18 protein-coding genes are annotated in these 21,176 nt (G+C 68.1%); 8 read left to right on the top strand and 10 right to left on the bottom strand.

Annotated features, from left to right (window positions below):
- Positions 1-19 precede the first annotated feature (19 nt).
- The 4 genes from ACL03I_RS24420 to ACL03I_RS24435 all read right to left on the bottom strand — a co-directional run bounded on the left by ACL03I_RS24420 (position 20) and on the right by ACL03I_RS24435 (position 2,916).
- On the bottom strand, positions 20-1,819 hold the full coding sequence (locus ACL03I_RS24420) for a hypothetical protein (protein WP_412807026.1): 1,800 nt from the start codon (positions 1,817-1,819) through the stop codon (positions 20-22).
- A gap of 58 nt (positions 1,820-1,877) precedes the next feature.
- Positions 1,878-2,189, bottom strand: coding sequence for a hypothetical protein (locus tag ACL03I_RS24425; RefSeq protein WP_412807027.1), 312 nt, complete (start codon positions 2,187-2,189; stop codon positions 1,878-1,880).
- Positions 2,190-2,317: 128 nt separating this feature from the next.
- The gene (locus ACL03I_RS24430) at positions 2,318-2,626 is read right to left on the bottom strand and encodes a DUF6802 family protein (protein WP_355076267.1); all 309 of its coding nucleotides are present in this window, start codon (positions 2,624-2,626) and stop codon (positions 2,318-2,320) included.
- Between the two features lie 98 nt (positions 2,627-2,724).
- Complete coding sequence (locus ACL03I_RS24435; protein WP_355076265.1) at positions 2,725-2,916, bottom strand: PspC domain-containing protein; 192 nt, start codon at positions 2,914-2,916, stop codon at positions 2,725-2,727.
- Between the two features lie 147 nt (positions 2,917-3,063).
- On the opposite strand from ACL03I_RS24435, the gene ACL03I_RS24440 reads away from it, so the two are divergent.
- The gene (locus tag ACL03I_RS24440) at positions 3,064-4,719 is read left to right on the top strand and encodes an ABC-F family ATP-binding cassette domain-containing protein (RefSeq protein ID WP_412807028.1); all 1,656 of its coding nucleotides are present in this window, start codon (positions 3,064-3,066) and stop codon (positions 4,717-4,719) included.
- Positions 4,720-4,747: 28 nt separating this feature from the next.
- Here ACL03I_RS24440 and glmM read toward each other — a convergent pair whose 3' ends face one another.
- From glmM to ACL03I_RS24465, 5 genes are all read right to left on the bottom strand, one after another.
- Positions 4,748-6,124 carry a phosphoglucosamine mutase gene (gene glmM, locus ACL03I_RS24445; protein WP_364430942.1) on the bottom strand — a complete coding sequence of 459 codons (1,377 nt, stop codon included), beginning with the start codon at positions 6,122-6,124 and terminating at the stop codon, positions 4,748-4,750.
- 216 nt (positions 6,125-6,340) lie between these two features.
- Positions 6,341-6,850 (bottom strand): 30S ribosomal protein S9, encoded by a 510-nt coding sequence (gene rpsI / locus ACL03I_RS24450; protein ID WP_195080437.1) that lies wholly within the window; start codon positions 6,848-6,850, stop codon positions 6,341-6,343.
- A complete protein-coding gene (gene rplM / locus ACL03I_RS24455) occupies positions 6,847-7,290 on the bottom strand; it encodes a 50S ribosomal protein L13 (protein ID WP_067803768.1) in 444 nt (147 codons plus the stop codon). The genes rpsI and rplM overlap by 4 nt, the downstream gene beginning before the upstream one ends.
- 174 nt (positions 7,291-7,464) lie before the next feature.
- Entirely contained in the window at positions 7,465-9,096 is a 1,632-nt protein-coding gene (locus tag ACL03I_RS24460) for a chromosomal replication initiator protein DnaA (RefSeq protein ID WP_355076259.1), read from the bottom strand.
- A 100-nt stretch (positions 9,097-9,196) separates the two neighbouring features.
- A complete protein-coding gene (locus ACL03I_RS24465) occupies positions 9,197-11,689 on the bottom strand; it encodes an FHA domain-containing protein (protein WP_412807029.1) in 2,493 nt (830 codons plus the stop codon).
- Positions 11,690-11,796: 107 nt separating this feature from the next.
- Here ACL03I_RS24465 and ACL03I_RS24470 point away from each other — a divergent pair, with 107 nt between their 5' ends.
- Positions 11,797-13,242: a neutral zinc metallopeptidase gene (locus ACL03I_RS24470; RefSeq protein ID WP_355076255.1), complete on the top strand. Its 1,446-nt coding sequence runs from the start codon at positions 11,797-11,799 to the stop codon at positions 13,240-13,242.
- Positions 13,243-13,249: 7 nt separating this feature from the next.
- Here the strand turns inward: ACL03I_RS24470 and ACL03I_RS24475 are convergent, their stop codons facing one another.
- Positions 13,250-14,569, bottom strand: a complete 1,320-nt coding sequence (locus ACL03I_RS24475) for an FHA domain-containing protein (RefSeq protein WP_379252179.1) — start codon at positions 14,567-14,569, stop codon at positions 13,250-13,252.
- A gap of 145 nt (positions 14,570-14,714) precedes the next feature.
- Between ACL03I_RS24475 and ACL03I_RS24480 the strand changes: the two genes are divergently transcribed.
- The 6 genes from ACL03I_RS24480 (at position 14,715) to ACL03I_RS24505 (ending at position 21,140) form a co-directional block, all read left to right on the top strand.
- Positions 14,715-15,920, top strand: coding sequence for a DUF7373 family lipoprotein (locus ACL03I_RS24480; RefSeq protein ID WP_397277136.1), 1,206 nt, complete (start codon positions 14,715-14,717; stop codon positions 15,918-15,920).
- A gap of 112 nt (positions 15,921-16,032) precedes the next feature.
- A complete protein-coding gene (locus ACL03I_RS24485) occupies positions 16,033-17,232 on the top strand; it encodes a DUF7373 family lipoprotein (RefSeq protein ID WP_379252021.1) in 1,200 nt (399 codons plus the stop codon).
- Complete coding sequence (locus ACL03I_RS24490; RefSeq protein WP_412807030.1) at positions 17,229-18,458, top strand: DUF7373 family lipoprotein; 1,230 nt, start codon at positions 17,229-17,231, stop codon at positions 18,456-18,458. The genes ACL03I_RS24485 and ACL03I_RS24490 overlap by 4 nt, the downstream gene beginning before the upstream one ends.
- Positions 18,459-18,540: 82 nt before the next feature.
- Positions 18,541-20,076, top strand: a complete 1,536-nt coding sequence (locus ACL03I_RS24495; RefSeq protein ID WP_412807031.1) for a serine/threonine-protein kinase — start codon at positions 18,541-18,543, stop codon at positions 20,074-20,076.
- A 407-nt stretch (positions 20,077-20,483) separates the two neighbouring features.
- The gene (locus tag ACL03I_RS24500) at positions 20,484-20,801 is read left to right on the top strand and encodes a WXG100 family type VII secretion target (protein WP_039795679.1); all 318 of its coding nucleotides are present in this window, start codon (positions 20,484-20,486) and stop codon (positions 20,799-20,801) included.
- Positions 20,802-20,837: 36 nt separating this feature from the next.
- Entirely contained in the window at positions 20,838-21,140 is a 303-nt protein-coding gene (locus ACL03I_RS24505) for a WXG100 family type VII secretion target (protein WP_355076245.1), read from the top strand.
- The last annotated feature ends 36 nt before the right edge of the window (positions 21,141-21,176 follow it).

Below are 21,176 nucleotides of genomic sequence, written 5' to 3' on the forward strand. Positions count from 1 at the left end.
GACCTCGTCCCGGACGGGCTCACAGTGGACCCGCCTCGGCGAACCCCGCGTCCAGCGGCCCGGCTTCGGCCAGTTCCGCGCCACTGTCCACTGGAACGTCCGGTTCCCGCTCGCCCTGCTCCGGCATCGGCTTCGGGTAGTGCTCGCCATCCTCTTCGCGCCGGGTGCGCGGCAAGGTTCCGCTCGGCAGCCCTGGCCGATCGTCCTCGGTGTCCGGTTCCGAACCTGGAGCGGGCGTTTTCTCTTCTTCCTGAGGATCCGGTGCCGGAGACTCCTCGTTCCGAGACTCCGGCGTAAGAGGCTCAGGCGCCGGGGGCTGCGCGTTGTCGGCGTCCGGCTCGATCGTCGAGATGACCGGTATGCCGTGCTCGTTCAGCTCGACGGTGAACTCCTGCTCCGCACCGGTGGTATCGGAGAGGACGAGTTTCAACCGGCCGTCCGGCCCCATCTCGAACTGCACATGCTTACCTCCGATATCGAATTCCGCCTCAGCGCTCGGCTTTCGGTCCCGACCTTCGTCGTCCCGGTCGTCGGCTTCGGCCTTCTGCGGATCGATGCTGTGCATGAGCTTTTCGATCGCGTCGTCGACTCCGCTTTTGATGATTCCGCTCAACGCGGACACGCCCTGCTCCACCGCTTGACCGAGGCCGGTTGCCAGCGGCGCGAATTCCCGCGCCACTTGGCTGAGCGCGGCAAGTCCGTCCAGTGCGGGCATCCTGGGCGCGGGGGCGGTCAGGATACTCGGTGTGGTCGGAATACTCGGCGTGGACGGAATACTCGGCGTGGACGGGGTACTCGGCGTGGACGGGTTGTCCGGCGTGGTCGGTGTGGTCGACGCGGGGACTGTGCTCGGTGTCGTGCTCGCCGGGACCGTGGCGGCGGGCAGGCCTGGCGGGCCGGGAGCACTGGTCACCTCGGGTTTGTCCTGGTCGACCAGTGTCCCCGGTTGTGGTTCCGACGGACCTTCCGGGCGCGGGTAGCCATGCTCGGCCACCTGCGTCAGCGCATCGGCCAGGTTCTTGTACTGGTCTTTGAACAGTCGATCGACCTCGGTACAGACGTCGATATAGGACGACAGTTTGCGGTCGAAGTCCGGCTTGAACGTCTTGGTCAGCCACTCATCGGTGACGCTGCGCACTCGGTCGCCGTACGCGCCGGTGAGCATGTTCTCGCTGTCGGAGTTGATGAAGCCGAGCACGCTTGTGTTGATCTTGTCCTCCGGCACGGCGAGTGCGGGGAAGATGCGGCCCAGCTCGCGGACTTGGTCGGCGTCGATCCATTCCCGCGCGTTGTGCACGTCGACGATGACCTTCACCTCCGCCGGGGTCTTACCGTCGATCTCGACGACCTTCCTGCCGCCCACCGGTCCCGCGAGCAACTCTCGGGTGGCGAACGCCTTCGCGGCCACCGCCGACCGCAGCGAACCCGCCATATCGGCGATCACGGTGACGGCGGTCTTGACGTGCTGCCGGTCCTCGTCGGCCAGGACCGACTGTTTGCCGAGCATGTCGAGCGCGGCGGCGGCCGCCGTACCCTGCCACAGGCCGGGCAGCCGACGGGTGTAGCCCTGCTGCGCGTCCCATTGCCGATCCACTTCCGACAGTGCGGCTTTCAGCGCCTCGCCCGTCTGCTCCAGTCTGTCCAACCGGGTGCCGCGCTGCTCGTCGTACATCGCCAGCAGCTTGCCGACGCCGACGCGTCTCTCGTTGTCGCCGAACGCCGCCTCGTACAGCGGCGTGAACTCGATCCAGTACTGCAACCCCGCGCTGCCCTCGTCCAAGAGGGTGTCGATCGCCTTGCCCTGCCAGGAAACCGTCATGATTCCGACTCCTCGAATGTCTGGCGTCGCCGGTGCGAGCACGGGTCATTCGGCGGTCTCATGTCTTGTTCGTCTCGGAAGCGCGCTGCTGGTCGGTTTCGGCGTAGGCCACCACGGCGGCCCCGAGCGCGTCGGCGGTCGCGGTGGTGGCCTCACTCCAGTTCCGCAGCCATACACCGACCCGTTCGAGGCCCTGATGCACCGCGATCCCCTGCGGCGCGTAATTCCGGCCCGCCTCGTCACCGCTGCCGAACAGGTGATCGGCGACTCCCTTCGCCTGGTCGCGGACGACGTCCGCCGATCTGCGATAGTCGCTGCCGAGCGCACCGAGCTCCTCCGTCCGCACACCGACCATTTCCGACCCGCCCACGACTCCCCTCCGTCCTCGTAGTGTCGTTGCGCCGACGCGAATCTCGTTCGCGCCGAATGCCGCCCTACTTCCTTCGACGCAACACGCCGACACTCGGTTCCCTCGAATTTTCGCCCCCGCGGATTCGGTCAGCTTCCGATTCTGCCTCGGTCGGTGCGGACCCATTCGGAGGTGCCGTCGGGGTGGCGCTGGAATTCCCATGCGGCGTAGTCGCCGTCCTTCTCCACCACGGTGACGTGGTCGGCGAAGCCGTCGTGGTCGTAGTCGGTCCAGACCTGCATCGCGTCGTCACCCGTGGTAGTGACGGTGTCGAGCGAGCCGTCGCCGTCGATGCCCTGCGTCGGGTGGTGCAATTCGATCGCGCCCAGGCCGTCGAGCGACGAAGACGCGTCGATACCGGGTATATCCAGGCCTGGGAATTCGCTCGAGGTGATCATGACCCCTCCTCAGCAGGACTCGTACCGGTGGTGCGATGCCGCTCGAGCGGCATCGTTCCATCCTGTCACCCGCGCGGGCTCGACGCAGCCCCGCGAGTTCACTTCTTCGGCATCAACAGCCACAGCACCAAGTAGATGACGAACTGCGGGCCGGGCAGCAGGCACGACACCACGAACAGCAGACGGACGACGTTGGCGTTCCAGCCGAGATACTCGGCGATGCCACCGCAGACGCCTGCGATCCACTTGTCGTGGGTGGAGCGGGTGAAACGGCGGGTGGGGACGGTCATTGGTCTTCCCTCTCGTGCGGTGATCGCTACGTCCTCCACTGTGCCCGTCGTCGCGGGCCCCGCCATCGGCCCGGCGGCCGATACCGACCCTGATTTCTCCCGGGGTCGACCTCAGGGTCCGACCCCGAGCACGGCAGACTCGTGCTGGTGAGCACCACTCTGCATGCCCGCGGCCTGTCGGCCGGTCACGGCGAGCGCACGCTGTTCGCCGACTTGGATCTGACCCTCGCGCCGGGCGACGTGATCGGACTGGTCGGCGTGAACGGCGCGGGCAAGTCGACGCTGCTGCGCATGCTCGCCGACCGGCACGCACCGACGGGCAGCATCACGCTCAGTCCCCCGGACGCGACGGTCGGTTATCTGGCCCAGGAGGCACAACGGGTCGAAGGCGAGACCGTCTTCGAATTCCTCGGCCGCCGAACGGGAGTCACCGAGGCGCAGCGAGTGATGGACGCCGCGGCCGAGCGCCTCGCCGACGGCGGGCCGGACGAGTACTCCCCCGCGCTGGAACGCTGGCTCGCCCTCGGTGGGGCCGATCTGGACCAGCGCGCCCACGAGGTCGCCGCGGATCTCGGCCTCGCGGACAGTCTGCCCAGCGGCCTGGATACACCCATGACCGGTTTGTCCGGCGGTCAGGCCGCGCGGGCCGGGCTGGCCTCGGTCCTGCTGTCCCGCTTCGACATCCTGCTGCTGGACGAGCCGACCAACGACCTGGACCTGGACGGCCTGAGCCGGCTGGAACAGTTCGTCGCCGGTGTGCGGGTCCCATTGATGGTGATCAGCCACGACCGGGAGTTCCTGGCGCGCACGGTGAACCGCGTCGTCGAGCTGGATCTCGCGCAGCAACAGGTCGGGTCGTACGACGGCGGCTACGAGTCGTACCTGATGGAGCGCGAGATCGCCCGGCAGCACGCGCGCGAGGCGTACGAGGACTACGCCGACACCAAGGCGGGCTTGGAGGCCCGCGCGCAGATGCAGCGCAACTGGCTCGAACACGGTGTCCGCACCGCCCGCCGCAAGGCGCGTGATCCCAGGAAGGTGGACTCGGACAAGGCGGGCCGCAAGATGCGGGCCGAATCCACCGAGAAGCAGGCCGCCAAGGCCAGGCAGACCCAGCGCCGCATCGAACGGCTCGAGGTGGTGGAAGAACCCCGCAAAGAATGGGAACTGCGCATGAGCATCGCCGCGGCCCCGCGCAGCGGCTCGGTGGTGGCGACCCTGTCCCAGGCGGCCGTCACCCGTGGCGACTTCACGCTCGGCCCGATCACCACCCAGGTCGACTGGGCCGACCGCATCGTGCTGACCGGGGCGAACGGCTCCGGGAAGTCGACGCTGCTCGCCCTGTTGCTGGGACAGCTCCAGCCCGACACCGGGACGGCGAGGCTGGGCTCCGGCGTCGAGGTCGGCGAGGTCGACCAAGCGCGCGGGCTGTTCCGCGGGACCGCGGCCCTGGCCGCCACTTTCGGCGGCGAACTGCCGGACTGGCCGGAGGCCGAAGTGCGCACGCTACTGGCGAAATTCGGCCTGCGTGGCCCACACGTGCTGCGGCCGTGCGACACGCTGTCCCCCGGCGAACGCACCCGCGCCGCCCTCGCCCTGCTCCAAGCCCGGGGCGTGAACCTGCTCGTGCTCGACGAGCCGACCAATCACTTGGACCTCCCCGCCATCGAACAACTGGAGCAGGCCGTCGAGTCCTTCACCGGCACACTCCTGCTCGTCACTCACGACCGCCGCATGCTCGACACCGTCCGCGCGACCCGCCGCTGGCACATGAACGCGGGCGTACTCACCGAAACCCACTGACCCACGGCCGCGGCACGACCTCAACCCTCTATACCCCTGCGACCCGCTTCGCCAGATCGTCCGCCAGCTGACGCGCCTGCGCCGGGTCGGTGGCCTCCACCATCACCCGCACCAATTCCTCCGTGCCGCTGGGTCGAAGCAGCACGCGCCCGGAGTCGCCGAGTATCCGCTCCGCCTCCAGCACGGCTTCGCGGATCTCGGGTGCGCGCGCGACCACGGATTTGTCATTGACCGGCACGTTCACCAGAATCTGCGGCACGGTGCTCAGCACGCTCGCCAAGTCGGCCAGGCTGCGCCGGGACTGCGCCATCCGCGCCATCAAGCGCAGGCCGGTGAGAATGCCGTCGCCGGTGGTGCCGTGTCGCGGGAACACCACATGCCCCGACTGCTCGCCGCCCAGCGTGAAGCCGCCGCGCCGCAACTCCTCGAGCACATAACGGTCGCCGACGGCGGTGGTGCGCACGGTGATTCCGGCCGTCCGCATCGCGATATGCAGGCCGAGGTTGCTCATCACGGTGGCGACCAAAGTGTCTTCGGCCAGCTCGCCCGCCTCGTGCATGGCGAGGGCCAGGATCGCGAGGATCGCGTCCCCGTCCACCACATTGCCGTAGGCGTCCACGGCCAGGCAGCGGTCGGCGTCGCCGTCGTGCGCGAGACCGAGATCGGCGCCGTGCTCCACCACCGCGGCCCGTACCTGTTCGAGATGGGTCGAGCCGCAGCCGTCGTTGATGTTCAGCCCGTCCGGCTCGGCGTTGATGGCGATCACCGTCGCACCGGCCTCACGGTAGGCGGCGGGTCCGACTTCCGCGGCGGCGCCGTGCGCGCAGTCGACCACGACGGTCAGCCCGGATAGGTCCTGGCCCGTCGCCTCCACCAGATGTTCCACATAGCGTTCGTGGGTGCCCGCGAGGCTGTACTGATCCGGGACGGCCAGCCCGTGATCGCGCGCGCCCGCCGCGCTGCGGACCCGGCCGATGCCCGCACCGGTCGGCCGGAACTGCGTCTCCGCGGCCATGAGCGCCTCGATCCGGTCCTCGATCGCGTCGTCGAGTTTGTGCCCGCCCGCGGCGAAGATCTTGATCCCGTTGTCGGGCATCGGGTTGTGCGAGGCGGAGATCATCACGCCCAGACAGGCGTCGTACAAACCGGTGAGGTAGGCCACGGCCGGGGTCGGCAGCACCCCCACCGACAGCACGTCCACTCCCGCCGCGGTCAGCCCCGCGGTCACCGCGGCCTCGAGCATCTCCCCGCTGGCCCGCGGGTCGCGCCCGACCACCGCGAGCGCGCGCTTCTTGCCCCGGCTCAGGATCTGCGCGGCCGCGCCGGAAACGCGCAACGCCAGCTCCGGACTCAGTGACTCGTTGGCAAGCCCGCGGACTCCGTCGGTGCCGAACAACCGTCCCATACCTCGCCCCTCATTGGTGATCTGTGGCGTGGGCGCGCCGGCCCGGGAGGCACCGGCCCGTGCACCACGAAGGCCCCGCTAACGCCGCATCTTCATACAGCGCGAGAGCAGGCGACCAGCTGTTCGCTGGAGCCTGCTCTCGTACAGCTGCCGCGTCGACCGTACCGCGTCCGGCACCGAGAGGGTGCCGGATGCGGTGGGCCGACGTTGCCGAAATCAGCGCTTCGAGTACTGCGGCGCCTTGCGCGCCTTCTTCAGACCGTACTTCTTGCGCTCGGTGGCGCGCGGGTCACGGGTCAGGAAGCCGGCCCGCTTGAGGGCGGGACGATCCTCCGGGGTGACCTCGATCAGCGCACGGGCGATGGCCAGCCGCAGAGCGCCTGCCTGGCCGGACGGGCCGCCGCCGACCAGGCGGGCGTGCACGTCGAAGGACTCGGTGCGCTCGACGGTCACCAGCGGCGACTTGACCAGCTGCTGGTGCACCTTGTTCGGGAAGTAGTCCTCGATGGTGCGGCCGTTGAGCACGAAGTTGCCGGAGCCGGGCAGCAGGCGCACGCGCACGACGGCCTCCTTGCGGCGGCCGACGGTCTGCACCGGGCGGTCGATCACGATCGGAGCGTAGGACGCCGAGGCCTCGGAGTCCTCGTAGCCCGCACCGTCCTCGACAGCCTCGGCGGCGTCGAATTCCTCGACGTATTCCTCGTTGAATTCCTCGGGAGCGGTCACTGGGCCACCTGCTTGATCTCGAACGGAATGGGCTGCTGGGCGGCGTGCGGGTGCGTCGGGCCCGCGTACACCTTCAGCTTGCCCGCGATCGCGTTGCCGAGCTTGTTCTTCGGGATCATGCCCTTGACGGCCTTCTCCACGAGCCGATCGGGGCGGCTCTCCAACACCTGACCGACGGTCCGCGACTTGAGGCCGCCCGGGTGCCCGGAGTGGTGGTGGATCAGCTTGTCCTGCCGCTTGTTGCCGCTGATGGCGACCTTGTCGGCGTTGATGATGATGACGAAATCGCCACCATCGACGTTCGGGGCGTAGGTCGGCTTCGTCTTGCCACGCAGCAGATTCGCTGCCTGGACGGCGAGACGGCCGAGCACTACGTCAGTGGCGTCGATGACGTACCACTTACGGGTCACGTCACCCGCCTTGGGGCTGTACGTAGGCACAGTGCTTCCCTGTCTGTCGTCGGTGTTGCCAGCCGAGCGTGCGGTCGAGGTGTTCCCGGCGGCCGGTGGAGACCCGGGACTCGGTGGACATCCGGACGATCACCAGGAGTCGGCCGGACGTTCCACACGCCAGCGAGCAACGATACCAGTGGGGTATCGCGGGAAGAAATCGCGTCAGATCTCGATCGGCGGGCCCAGGTCGATGGCGCCCGGCGGGCCGGGGACCAGATAGCGCAGAGTATCGACATCGGGCCGTCCGCACTCGGCGGCCCGTTCCCGCGCTTCCCGCTGGTTGCCCCGTGCGGCGGTGACCCCTGGTTTGGGCTGGATGATCGCATCGGGCGCGGTCGGACAGCCGACCGGCTCGCCATCGACCCCTTCCTCCGCGACGACCGATGCCGTGTCGAGGACGACCGGCCGCGCGGTCAGCTCCACGCCATGATTCCCGGAGGGAAGCGCGACCACGGCCAGCGCCACCGCCCCGACGACGGTGTTGGCCCCGAACAAGTTGCCCTTCATCTTGTTCCACAGCTTGCCCTTGGGGTGCCGGTCCTCGTCGTCGGAGTCGGCGCCCGAGTCCTGCCATGGCCCCTGGCGCTGCTGACCGGGGTACGACTCCGGCCCGCCCGGATAGGGCGGACGCGGGTCGAGGGGCGGCACCGGCCCACCGGGCGGACGACCGCCGTCTTGCTGCTCGTCCGGCGCGCTCGGCGGCCGGGTGAAGCGGCTACCCAGCTCGGCGAGATTCGGCGGCAGGCCCCGCGGCACTTCGTCGCGACCGATCCTGGTCGTCGCCTCTTCGGGTTGGGTCGGGTATCCCGGGCCGTACTGCACACCGGGCACCGGCCGCGCCGACCGCTGACCCGCGTCCGCCTGCTGCGGGGGGTACTGTGCGTCCACCGGGCGCTGCGGAGCGGGCGCGGGTTCGGTGTGCCTGCCCGCGGGCTCCGGCTCGTCCGCCTCCGGATCGCTCACCAGCAGGTGCGCCGCGCCGAGGACGAGGGCGTGCATCGGATGATCGGCCACGTGCAGGCGGTGTCCGAGATGGTTCTGGAAGGCCAGGCGCAACGCGTCGTTGAAGCGCACGTTGCCCGACAGCAGGACCGTCGAGGTGTCCGCGCCGATCGAACGGGCCGCCGCCATGACCTCGATCACGACGTCGTCCGCCGACCTGGCGTCACGCATGGCCTCCGCGTCCACCGGAACGTCGACCGACTCGGTGGGCTGCTCGTCGTCGCCGTGCACCGCGACCACCAGCATGCCGCGGCCGTCGGAGTACACACCCGTCGCGCCGACGCCGTTCGGCCTGGACCGGTCCGGCGGGTGCACCAGTCCGAGGGCGCGGACGTAGCCGGACAGCGCGACGCTCTCCGGCAGCGGTTCCACGACGACATCGAGCTGTTCCACCATCGAGGCGTAGACATCGATCTTCTCGTCCGGCCAGCTGTCCGGGTAGGGCAAGGCCACCAGATCCGGTTTGCCGCGCAAGTGCTTGCCGATCTCGGCGAGCGGGTTGTACAGGCGCGCGCGGAACACCAACTCCGCGGGCCATGTCGCGCCAGCGACCACGATCTGCGGATGCCCGAGGATGTCGCGCACGTCGGCGATCGCCATCCCGAGATCGGGTCTGTTGCGTTCCACGCCTGCCGTGTGCAACCGGCCCGACGAATCCGCCAGCAGATAGGCCGGCGGCGTCCACATGCCCTCCACCTGCACGGGGCGGATGGGAACGCCACCGCCACCGGCCGCCACGGACACCACATCCCAGCCGAGATGCACTGCCCCTACTCGCACCGTCACAGGCATAAGTGTGCCCGGTTCGCGGCCGAGATGCTCGTCGTTGCCGTCCCACGCCGCTGGGCGCCGCCTCCGCGCACCGGGGCGTAGCCGGACCGTCCGGACCGCGTCACGCGGCCGACTTCTTCAGTCGCAACCGGCGCCAGGTCATGACCGCGAGCACCACGGTGATCAGCAACAGCACGCCGACGTCCAACGCCCAGATCTCCGCCTTGTGCTGCCAGAGCGTGTCGGCCTGCGCGTTCAGGAACAGGTCGCGGATGTTCACCGTCGACGCGCCCGTCGCGTATCCCCAGCGAGCGGGGAACAGCCAGGACACCTGCTCGAGCACCACCCGGCCGGTGACCGGGATCAGGCCGCCCGCCATCACCAGCTGGCACATGATGGCCACCACCAGCAGCGGCATCACCTGCTCGTTCGACTTGGCCAGCGACGAGAGCAGCAATCCGACGACCACACAGCAGATCGCGGTCAGTGCGATATCGATGTACAGCTCCGCGCTGCCGGACGCCAGCACCGCGCCCTGACCAGGACGCTTCTTGCCCGCGAGGACGATGCCGACCAGCACCGCCGATTGCAGCAGCGCGGTGAAGCTGAACACCGCGATCTTCGCCATCAGATACGCAGAGGGCAGCAACCCCACGGCGCGCTCGCGATGGAAGATCGTCCGTTCGCCGACCAGGTCGCGCACCGTGAGCGTTGAGCCCATGAAGCAGGCGCCCAGGATCAGCACCACGAGCAACTGCTGTGTCTCACTTCCGCCTTCGGGCACGAATGTGCCGTCCGGCAGCGCTCTCAGCGCACCGCGCTGGAAACCGTTCTTCCCCGGCACCACCAGCGACAGGCCGCCGAGGATGAACGGCAGCAACACCAGGAACGTCAGATATCCGCGGTCGGCCAGGATCAGGCGGACCTGCCTGCGCGCCAGGGTCGAGAACTGTTTGCCGCGGCTGGATTGCGGCGGACTGCCCGCGGGCCCGTACGGTTGCGCAGGCGGCGGGGGTGGTGCCGCGAACGCCTGCCGGGAGCGATACGCGGCGAACGCCTGATCCGGGTTGGCCGCGACGTCGGCGAAGATCTCCGCCCAGTCGCTGGTGCCCAGCGTCGCGCCGACACCGGCCGGATTGCCGCAGTAGGCGGTCTTCCCACCGGGGGCGAGCAGCAGCACCTGATCGCACATGTCCAAGTGCGCCACCGAGTGGGTCACCACGATCACCACGCGGCCCGCGTCGGCCAGTTCGCGCAGCATCACCATGACCTGGCGGTCCAATGCCGGGTCCAGGCCCGAGGTCGGTTCGTCCAGGATGAGCAGCGACGGGCCGGTCAGCAGTTCCAGCGCCACCGAGGCGCGCTTGCGCTGACCGCCGGAAAGGCGGTCGACCCTGGTGTCGGCGTGCTCGGTGAGCGAGAGCTCTTGCAGCACACCGTCGATGACCTGCTGCCGGTCCTGCTTGCTGTTGTCCCTCGGCAGCCGCAGCTCGGCCGCGAAACCGAGCGCCTGGCGCACTGTGAGCTGGCGGTGCAGCACGTCGTCCTGCGGCACCATGCCGATCCGGGAACGCAGCGCCTCGTACTCGGCGTGCAGGTTGCGGCCTTCGAAGGTGACCACGCCGCCCGAAGGGCGGGTGGTGCCCGCGATCAGGCGCGACAGCGTGGATTTGCCCGCTCCGGACGGGCCGATCAGCGCGGTCAGGGTGCCGCGGCTGGCCGACATGTTCACGTCGACGAGCAGTTGCTTGTTGCCCTCGACGGTGAAGCCGACCCCGTGCACCGCGAGGCCCTGCTCGGCGACCGGCTTCTGCCGGTGCACCAATGTGCCCTGCTGGACGACGAAGTCGACGTTGCCGATGGTGATGATGTCCCGCTCGCGCAGCACCACCCGTTGCTGGCGGTGCCCGTTGACGAACGTGCCGTTCGCCGAGCCGAGGTCCTCGATGGCCAGCCCCTCGGCGGAGGCAACCAGGCGGGCGTGCTTGCGCGAGGCCAGCGGATCGTTGACGACGATCTGGTTGTCGGTGGTGCGGCCGATGCTCAGGCCGGTCTGCGGGATCCGGTCGGCGCGGGCGATGGGCGCGGTGCTCGCCCTGGCCCGGACCGGCGGCATGTTCGAGGTGTCCGCCCTGGTCGTCATGTTGATGTTCACCGCGGGCGCCGGTGCGTCCTGGGGCGGCGGATAGTGCGGATGCTGGAACTGCTGCACGGGCCGCCGGACCCCGTGCGGCGGCGGTCCCGGCTGCGGCATCGGAGCCGGTTGCGGCGGGCGCATGGAAGGACGTTGCGGGGGTTGCGGGTTCGCGGGCAGCAGGTGCAACAGCGGGCCGCTGATCGCGTCACCCAGCCGGACCTGCGTGGGGCGGTCGATCGACACCGGCTGGGTCAGCCTGCGCGCGTCCACGAAAACCCCGTTGGTGCTCTTGTTGTCGGTCAACACCCATGCACTGCCCTGCCAGGCCAGCGTCGCGTGCACTCGCGAGACGAGCGGGCTGTCGACGAAAAGCGTCACCTCCGGCGCGCGGCCCATCGTGACCTGCTGGCTCGAATCGAATACTCGTTCGTTTCCATCATGGCGCACGGTGATGGTCTGCGCCCCCGGTGAAGACATGCAGCGGATACTATTCCATCACCCGGACATCGGCGGTGCCCCCGATGCGCCAAATGCCCCGATCCGGCGACCGATGTGAACGATCTAGCGGCCGACTAGGGGGAGCCTTGCCGAGAGTCCGAGCGACCGCGCTGGTTGCGACGCTGCTCAGCATTCTGGTGCTGGTCGGCGGCTGTATTCGAGTGGTCGACGGCCGGGCCGTCTCCGTCTACGACGATCCGTTCAAGGTTGCCGGGCTGCCCACCACGAGCGGCCCCAGCGGCCCCCGCACCGGCGTCCCGGACAGCACGCTGACCGCGACCAACGGCGACGGCGGCGCCGTGGACACCCTGGCGCTCAACGCCGTCGACGACATCCAGACCTACTGGCGCGGCGAATTCGGCAAGGAGTTCCAAGGCGAGTTCAAGCCGGTCGAGAAGCTGCTGTCCTGGAGCGCGAAGGCCGGGCGTCCCGAGTCGGTCGAGTTCTGTAAGGAGAGCACCTATCGCTTGGTGAACGCCGCCTTCTGCCGCCTGGACAATTCCATCGGCTGGGATCGGTCGGTGCTGCTTCCCACCATGGAGGAGACCTTCGGGAAGATGTCGGTGGTGATGGTGCTCGCGCACGAGTACGGGCACGCGGTGCAGACCATGGCCAAGATCGTCGGCGCGAAGGACCCGGTGATCGTCAAGGAGCAGCAGGCGGATTGCTTCGCGGGCGCGTTCATGCGGCACGTGGCAGAGGGCAAGGCAAAGCACTTCACGATCAACACCTCCGACGGCCTCAACACCGTGCTCGCCGCCACTGTCGCCATCCGCGACTCCGACCCGGACGATCCGGAAAGCGTGCACGGCTCCGCCTTCGAACGGGTCACCGCCGTGCAGATCGGTTTCACCGACGGTCCCAAGGCATGCAAGGGCATCGACCAGGACGAGATCGACCAGCGCCGCGCCAATCTGCCGCAGAGCTTCAGCGACGACAACGGGCGCGGCGAGTACCCCATCACGAAACAGACCCTGGTCGAACTCACCAAAGCACTCGAAGCCATTCTGCCGATCGACCACGAGCCGACATACGACTACTCACGGGCGAAGATCAATTGCCCCGACGGCGTCGTGACCGAACCGGTGTCGTACTGCCCCGCCGCGAACACGATCGCCACCGATATTCCCGGACTCGCCGAGCGCGGTACCTCGACGTCCGGCGCGGACGACCCGCTGCCGCTCAAGGTAACCGGCGACTACAACGGCTACATCGTGTTCATCTCCCGATACACCTTGGCGGTCCAGCAGAGCCGTGGTCAGAGTCTGGTCGGGGCCAAGACCGGCCTGCGGGCGGCCTGTCTGTCCGGAGTGGTCACCGGCAAACTCGCCGAGTCCGGGCGGCCGGTGGATCAGGGCGATATCAAGCTCGCCGCAGGCGATCTGGACGAGGCGGTCTCGGGGCTGCTCACCGATGGCCTGGCCGCGAGCGACGCCCAGGGCAAGACCGTCCCGAGTGGTTTCTCACGAGTCGAGGCCTTCCGCGCCGGTGTCCTGAACGGCGAAAGCGTGTGCGCCGCGCGCTATTCGTAGCGCGGGCTCAGCGGCCGAACGGCGGCGGCGCGGCCAGTTCGAAGCGCAGCACGCGGTTGCCGAGCATGATCTCGGTGCCCGGCATGAGCGCCATGGACTGGCGCGGCGCCAGGCGCACCCAGTCGCGGTAGCCCGGCAGGCGAGTGCGGGTTCCGTTGGTCGAGCCGCAGTCCACCACCGTCACATCCCAGTTCACCAACCGGATTTCGGCGTGCGCCCTGGACATGCCACCGGAGGCGTCGTCGACCCGCAGCGGGACGAGTCCGCTCTCCGCGGCGGGCGAGTGCTCCGGATCGCGACCGATCACCGCGTCCGCGGCGAGCATGTAGGTCATGCCGTCGTCGAGGATCAGCATGCCCAGCGGCGGACGGACCACCTCGATCAGCGCCTGGGTCTGGTCGACCGGCATACCGCAGACGGTGCAGAACGCCGCCCGAGGATCGCTGGGATGCGCTCGCGCGCATTTGAATCCCATCACCTTGACCGTCAGCGCGGTGGCCTTCGCGGTCGCCTCGAGCCGACGCTGCAGCTCCGGGTCGGGCCGCGGCGCGGGATTGGTGCCGCCCAGCTGCGTCGGGGCGTGGTGCGGGTCGATCGGCGTCTGCTCGGTCTGGGCATCGAGCATCGCGGTCGACGGCGCCGTCGGGTATCGCGGCGGTCGCGGCTCCTGCCGTTGCGATTCGGCGGACGGCTCGTATTCGACGCGCGCCGTCGGCACCGGATGCGTCTCCGGGCGGTGGTGCGCGCCGGCGGAGCCGGACTCTCCGCCGTTCGTCGGCAAGCCCGTGCGGGAGCCATCCGTCCAGACGATCGCGCCACCTGCCTGCGCGATGCCCTCGACCAGCCTGCCGATGCCGGGCTCGGGTGGCAGATCCGGGATGCGGCCCTTCGCGTCGTCGACGAACAGCGCCGCCGCCCGCGCCGGAACCGCCGCGACCCGATCCACCGTGAAGGCGGCGTCGCTGCCGCGGTATCGCTCGAGCACGCCGTCACCGGCCAGCACTGCGGTGATCGCCCCGTGCAAGAAGATCGCCACGCCCCCGTGCTCGGCGGTGGACAGAATGCCGAAGTCGATCGGCTCGCCCGGGCTGATCTGCTCGGCCTGTTTCATCAGCCAGCGCGTCGCGTGCCGGGCCACCAGAGCGCCGGGGCCACCCGGCTCCCGATCGGTCGCGTCGCGCACCAGTTCGGCCAGTGATTCCAAAGCGACGACGGCGGTCGAGTCCGGGGTGGGCCTGCCCGGCCTGCGGTGCGCGACGACGACGACCGCGCCCGCGACCCTGGCCACGGCGTGGCTGCCGACGACGACCTCGACCTGCCGATCCATCACCGGTATCGGCCTCCACCGGGATTGCAGTGCAAGGTCGTCGCCACACCGACAAGGGTATTGCAATACGACGACCATCGGTCCCCCTACCCGGCGTCCGTCGGGTAACTTCAGTGTCAGCAACGGGAGGAACGAGGGGCCTGAGATGGTTCGGACGCAACGGATCGCGCTCACCGCGTCTTGCCTGGCACTGGCGGGGATGCTGGCCGGTTGCGCGGGTGTGCACGGCACGCCGACCGCGGGTGAGATCGATGTGCGCAAGCTGGAAGTCGGCACCTATCCCGTCGACAAGCACGAGTACAACCAGGATTCGGCGGGCAAAGGCGCGCTGCTGGAAGGCATGCGGATGTCCGACGCCGTGGCTCCGACCGTGCGCATCGACTCCACGCTGAAGTTCGGCCGCGGCAGCACCGTCGTCAAGGACGCCGAGCAGGCGCTCGACTTCGTGGCCAAGGTGTCCAGGCCGGTCTTCGACAATCGCAAGCTGGTCGTGGGATACGCCGCCAGCGGCGCCGACCGTCCCGATCCGGCCGGCCAGTCCAATCCGGCGCCGCAGGCCACCGCGGTCACGAACGCGTTGTTCCGCTTCCCCGACGAGGCCACCGCGAAGCTCGCCGCCCGTGAACTCGAGGACGTCGACATCGCCGTTTCGCCGGACAATCGCAAACTGTCGTCCACGAAGTATCCCGACTCCTACATCCACTGGCGGCCCGGCGTTCCCAACGTCGGCACTTTCATGGCGTACAAGGAGTTCGTCATCTCCTTGTTCATCCAGCGTCCGACGGCGGATGGCGACGACCTGGTGAAGTGGGTCGACAAGACCTTGGCCGCCCAGGTCGCGCAGCTGGACAAATTCACCCCGACCCCGGTGAACAAGCTCGACACCCTGAAGGCCGATCCCGACGGCCTGCTCGCCCGCGTCGCGGTCGCCGACCGCAAGAACCGCGTGCCGGATCCGGCGACCTTCGCCGTCTACGGCGGCTTTCACACGGTGCACCGCGCCGATGACGAGTCGGTCCACCTGCGCCTGGTCGAGGAAGCCGGCGTCGATCACATCGGCCTGCTCGACGACAGTTACGTCGCTCGAACCCGAGACGCGGCCGCCGCCCAGAAACTGGTCACCGGCCTGTTGGACAGCGAAGGCGCGCACTACGATCCGCTGGGCGCTCCCAAGGATGTTCCCGGCGCCAAGTGCCTGCAACTCAACAGCAAGGGCGACCCGGACCGCGAGTACAAATACCGGTGTTACGTCGCGTACAAACGGTACGTCGGAGTCGTCACCAGTGATAAGGAACCGGACGTGCGACAGAAGGTCGCCGCGGAGTACGCGCTGCTGGCGAACAGTTTCTGAGATCGACGGCGGTAAGCGTCCAGCGCTTTCGCGATCCTCGGCCGCGGGTGGGCCGAAGTAGGATCCGGCGCAACTACCGCAGTCAGGGGAGGGAAGAGTGCAGCACGGCGCGATGTCGAGACCGATCCGAACCGCCGGTGCCCTGGTGCTGGCCTGCGCCGTAGCCCTCGGGGGCGGCGCGTGCGGCGGCCCGGCGGCCGGAACGGACAAGTCCGCGCAGCCCGTCGATCTGGCGCAGCTCGACGTGGGCAATTACGCGACGACGCCGCGCGCGTACGGAACAGCGAAGAATCCCGAGCAGGCGCGCATGATCGAGGCGGAGCGGCTCGCGAATTTCCTCCCGCCGCCCTCGGACATCGACCCCGGGTTCGTCTTCCAGAATCCGTCCTTGTCCAAGGTGTTCATCGAGCCGAAGAACTCGCTCGGACGGATCATGGACGTCTCCCGGTTCGCCGAGGCGGCGCCGGATTTCGTCGCGGGATTCTTCAGCAACGCGGGCAATGCGCCGGACAACCGGGGCACCGACCTGGTCAACGCCGTCATGATCTTTCCCGACGAGCAGAAGGCGGCGGCCGCGGCGGCGGCCCTGGAACGCGTCGACTTCGAGGCCAACAACCGCAACACGCCCGTCCAGATCGCGAAGTACCCAGCCGCGCACGCGCATTGGCAACCCACGGATCAGTCGATCGGATCATGGTTCGCCACGGGTAAATTCGTCGTCTACACCTGGGTCTACGACTATGCGAAGGTCTACCTGGAGAAAGTCGACCTCGCCGAACTGCTCGCCCTGGTCGAGAAGAGCCTGGACACCGTGGTCCCGGCGATCGGCCGGTTCACGCCCACGCCCGTCGACCAGCTGATGACATTGCCGGTCGATATCGACGGCATGCTGAACCGGGCGCTGCCGCGTCCCAGGGAAGACTCCTGGATCGATCCGCCCGGCGCGTACACCGAGCGTGGCGCGCTGCACTTCACCATCGATTCGGCCGACGACCGCCGGATCATCGAAGCGGCGGGAGTGGATCGGTACGCCGCCGACGGAACCCATCTGTTCCGCGCGCGCGACGCCGACTCGGCCGCACGACTACGCGAGGAACTCGGCGGACTCACGAAGAAATTCCGCGGAGCCGAGTCGCCGAAGGGCCTTCCCGCTGCCCAGTGCAAGGAGTACATCGGCAACGAGACGGTCGTCGTCCGGTTCTATTGTTCGGTGTCCTACGACCGCTACGCCGCGTTCGCCTGGTCGCATCAACTGCTCGACGCACAGCAACGCATCTCCGCCCAGTACGCATTGTTGGTGAATGCCGCATGACAGGATTCCGCACCGCCGCTGTCGCTCTCGCGTGCACGCTGGCCGCCACGATCGTCACCGGCTGTGGTTCGACGCTCGCGGGAACCGCGCGGCCGGGTGAGATCGATATTCGCGGTCTCGACACCGGCAACTACCCCACCGAGCCGCCGAACGCGCACGACGACGACTACCAACCGCTGTTCATCGACATGGGAAAGGTCGCCGCCATGCGGCTGGCCGATCACGTCGCCTCGGCCTACGACATCGATCCCAGGATGAAGTACAGCTGGACGCCGTCGAGTATCAGCAAGGGAACGCTGCCCGGTGAACTCGGTCGCCAGGAGGACATGCGACCGATCGCGGAACGCAACCGCATGATGTACGGGTTCCACACCAACGGATCGGATCAGAATGTCAGCCTGATCGCCTCCGAGTGGCCGACCAAGCCCCGGCCCAATTCCACCACGATCGGCACGATCGTCATGCAGTTTCCCGACCCGGACCGCGCCCGTCAGGCCGCGAACGAGTTCTACGACGCCGATCTCGGCGCCTACCGCGACCAGAACGAGCCGGTCACGCTGCCGCGGCAGCCGCAGGCGCGAGCGCACTGGCGCCCCGGCTCGCCCTTCCTGCGCGCGATGCTCGCGCACGGCTCCTACGTGGTGGCGTTCCTCGTCTCGGCCAGCGCTCCCGACCGCGACGCCCTAGTCACTCTCGCGGAAAAGGCGTACGACGTTCAGCTTCCGCTGCTCGATCAGCTGGCTCCGCTGACCGAGGAGGAGATGCTGCGATTGCCCTGGGATCCCGATCATCTGCTGAGCCGAACCCTGAATCCGGCCGGGGTCCAATCGCCCAGCTACGACGATTCGCACGCCTTGTTCGGCCTGCGCGGCATCATGCAATACGCCGAAGACCTCGATTACGCGAAACAACGTTTCACGGCGATGGGGGCCGAGAAATTCGCCGTCTCCGGAGACACATTGGTGATCCGCACGCCGAACCAGGAAACGGCCCGGCGGATCGCCGCGGAACGTATCACCCCCACAGTGGTTGCGGGTCCGGCCGATCCCCCGCAGCACCTGCCCGATTCGGCGTGCGTGGAGAACCGGAGCGGACTTTTCGACGACAGGCGATTCACCTGCGTCGTCGCGTATAAGGAATACGTCGGATTCGTCGCGGCGAATCAACTGCTGGACGCGCAACAGCGCGCCGCCGCACAGTATTCCGTTTTCGCGAACAGCCGATAATGCGGCACTTTCGTCGCGAATTCGGTCGAGTATGCTGCGTGGCGAACGCCAGCGGCCCGCGTGGAGTCAGGAGATCGTGCACATGGCGATTAGCCCCGGGACCATTGTCGGCGGGTACCGCATCATGCGGGTGCTCGGCGCGGGCGGCATGGGCACGGTGTATCTGGCCAAGCATCCCAGCCTGCCCAGGACCGACGCGTTGAAGGTGCTCGGCGGCGAACTCAGCCGCGACTACGAGTTCCGTACCCGCTTCGAGCGTGAAGCCAATCTCGCCGCCGGACTGGATCATCCGAACATCGTCTCGGTATACAACCGCGGTGAAGAACACGGCCAGTTGTGGATCGCCATGCAATACGTGGACGGTACCGATGCCGCCGCCGAACTGGCTCGCGACCCGCATGCGATGAATCCGCTTCGCGCACTGCGTATCACGACCGAAGTCGGCAAAGGACTCGACTACGCGCACCGCAAGGGCTTGCTGCATCGCGATGTGAAACCGGCGAATTTCCTGCTGTCCGCACCTGCCGACGGCGAGGAAGAGCGCGTGCTGCTCACCGATTTCGGCGTGGCGAAAGCCAATGACGACACCACCGAACTCACGCAGACCGGTAGTTTCGTCGCGACCATCGCCTACGCCCCGCCCGAGCAGCTCACCGGCAGCCCGCTCGACCACCGCGCCGACGTCTACAGCCTCGCGTGCTCGTTCTTCAAATTGCTCACCGCGCGCAACCCTTACCCGGGAACCCAACCCGCGCTGGTGATGATGGGGCATCTTCACGAGCCCCCGCCGCTGGCCACCGCCGTCAACCCCGGCCTGCCGCCCGCCATCGACCACGTTTTCGCCCGCGCCATGGCGAAGAACCCGGCCGAAAGATTCAACAGCTGCCGCGAATTCACCGATGCGGCGGCGAGCGCCCTCATTCCCGGCTACAACCCCGTCGCCACCAACACCTCCCCGACCTATCCCATCCAGGTATTCGATCCGCGGCCGGGGACCGACCCCCGAGTGGCCGTCTCCGGTCAAGGGAGCGCCGCCGCACGACCCGCGCGCAAGAACTGGCTGCTCGCGGCGGCCGCGGGCGTGGTGGCCGTCGCACTCGCCGCGGGGATCGGCATTTGGGCCTCTAATCGCGAGGGGCAAGCACCCGATCCCGCCGTCGCCACGCCGAGCAGCACGGCAGCGCTGTCGCCGCTGGACCGGGCGCGAGCGGACAACCCGGTATTCCGGGGCAAGACGATCACGATGGTCGACGTGCCGCGCGGCTCGCAGGTCTCGATCTTCCTCGGCGGCACCCCGCAAACCGAGTTCCTGCAAAATCTCGGATTCGTCTACAACCTCAACTACCGGCGCGCGGGCGACGAGGCATCGCCTCGCGAACTGACCGGAACCAACCGGCTGGAAGTAGCGGCGGACGGCTACGTGCTGGCGGTGCGCAGCGACGAAAAGGCCGGCGGCGGTGGCCTGCTCGGTCTTCCGTACCAAGTGGCGGGCACCCGTGCCACGGTGATTCCGCTGGACGATCCCGCGGCCGTCGCCGCGGTCCGCGACTGGAGCGAGTCGTCCCAGCAGACGTTGCTCGACCGTCTGGTGCCGGTGCTGCGCAATCGCGTGAAGTGATTCGGTCGCGTCCGCTGAATCCAAGCCTTCGTTAGGTTTTCGGTTCGCGACCACCGGATTTCGTCATTCTGCTGGTAGCGGCGGACTTAGGCGTTCGGTAAGGTGTACCGCAGCCAGCCCACTCGCCGATCATTACAGCAGCGAGCAGGGGGAAGGAGGGGAGCCGAGCGCTGGCGTTACAAGTCATGCAGACCCGGATCGCATCGTGGTCTTCCGAGCAGGCCCGTGCGCGGCCGCCGAAATCTACGGACGAGCCGGGCTGAGGGGCGCAGGGCCTGATCCCGTGGGGCGATGCCGAACTTTCTCGAGTCGGATGGAACCGATCAGACCCGCACCGCGTCCAATCAGATGTACAGGCCAACTGAGGCTTCCGCCGTTGGCCGAGACGGGAACCGAAAGGAGCCGAAATGGCAGGACAGCTCGAAGCGAGCGAAGAGGCGATCTCGAAGTTTGTGGACAACTGCCGGCAGCGGCACCAGGATCTGCAAACCGCGATCACCGCACTGAACAGCAAGTCGGATCAGACCACCGCCACCTGGAGCGGTGCGGCTCGTCAGGCGTTCGACACGTTCATGGACAGCTACTTCGCCCAGGCGCGGAAACTGAACGACCAGCTGGACCAGACGTCGGACAAGCTCGCCCACGCCGGACGGAAGTTCGCCGATCAGGACCAGCAGTTCGCCCAGCAGGTGGCCGCGCAGGCCTCCAGCCTGGACCTTCCCTGATCCGATAGCCGAACCACAGACAACAAGGAGCTCCCCATGGTAGCGAACGATCCCGGTCGGATTGCTTCGAACTTCGGCGAGGTCGAGGCGGGCGCCCAGGCCATCGTGTCCGAAGCGCGCAGCGTCATGACCATGCTCGAAGATTTCCACAAGCAGGTCACCGACTTCGTGACCAACTACTGGAAGGGTGACGCGAACGACGCGTTCGCCTCGCTGCAGGCCCAGTGGAACACGCAGGTCACCCAGCTGAACACCACGCTGGAAAGCGCGGGCAAGCTGGTCAGCAGTGGCAACTCGGACCTGCAGGGTACCGACACCGCGCTGGCGGGCCTCTTCTGAGATCCCGTCTCGGCTGATTCGAGCCCCCGGTACTTC

The sequence above is a fragment of the Nocardia sichangensis genome (genome assembly GCF_047200615.1).
Lineage (GTDB): Bacteria > Actinomycetota > Actinomycetes > Mycobacteriales > Mycobacteriaceae > Nocardia > Nocardia sichangensis.

Bases quoted from the DNA above. Each gene is read 5' to 3' on its own strand.
- ACL03I_RS24500 (WP_039795679.1), top strand. From the start codon at position 20,484: ATGGCAGGACAGCTCGAAGCGAGCGAAGAGGCGATCTCGAAGTTTGTG.
- ACL03I_RS24435 (WP_355076265.1), bottom strand. From the start codon at position 2,916: ATGACCGTCCCCACCCGCCGTTTCACCCGCTCCACCCACGACAAGTGG.
- ACL03I_RS24475 (WP_379252179.1), bottom strand. From the start codon at position 14,569: ATGGATCGGCAGGTCGAGGTCGTCGTCGGCAGCCACGCCGTGGCCAGG.
- ACL03I_RS24480 (WP_397277136.1), top strand. From the start codon at position 14,715: ATGGTTCGGACGCAACGGATCGCGCTCACCGCGTCTTGCCTGGCACTG.
- ACL03I_RS24430 (WP_355076267.1), bottom strand. From the start codon at position 2,626: ATGATCACCTCGAGCGAATTCCCAGGCCTGGATATACCCGGTATCGAC.
- ACL03I_RS24460 (WP_355076259.1), bottom strand. From the start codon at position 9,096: ATGCCTGTGACGGTGCGAGTAGGGGCAGTGCATCTCGGCTGGGATGTG.
- ACL03I_RS24495 (WP_412807031.1), top strand. From the start codon at position 18,541: ATGGCGATTAGCCCCGGGACCATTGTCGGCGGGTACCGCATCATGCGG.
- ACL03I_RS24505 (WP_355076245.1), top strand. From the start codon at position 20,838: ATGGTAGCGAACGATCCCGGTCGGATTGCTTCGAACTTCGGCGAGGTC.
- ACL03I_RS24420 (WP_412807026.1), bottom strand. From the start codon at position 1,819: ATGACGGTTTCCTGGCAGGGCAAGGCGATCGACACCCTCTTGGACGAG.
- ACL03I_RS24490 (WP_412807030.1), top strand. From the start codon at position 17,229: ATGACAGGATTCCGCACCGCCGCTGTCGCTCTCGCGTGCACGCTGGCC.
- ACL03I_RS24485 (WP_379252021.1), top strand. From the start codon at position 16,033: ATGTCGAGACCGATCCGAACCGCCGGTGCCCTGGTGCTGGCCTGCGCC.
- ACL03I_RS24465 (WP_412807029.1), bottom strand. From the start codon at position 11,689: ATGTCTTCACCGGGGGCGCAGACCATCACCGTGCGCCATGATGGAAAC.
- glmM (WP_364430942.1), bottom strand. From the start codon at position 6,124: ATGGGACGGTTGTTCGGCACCGACGGAGTCCGCGGGCTTGCCAACGAG.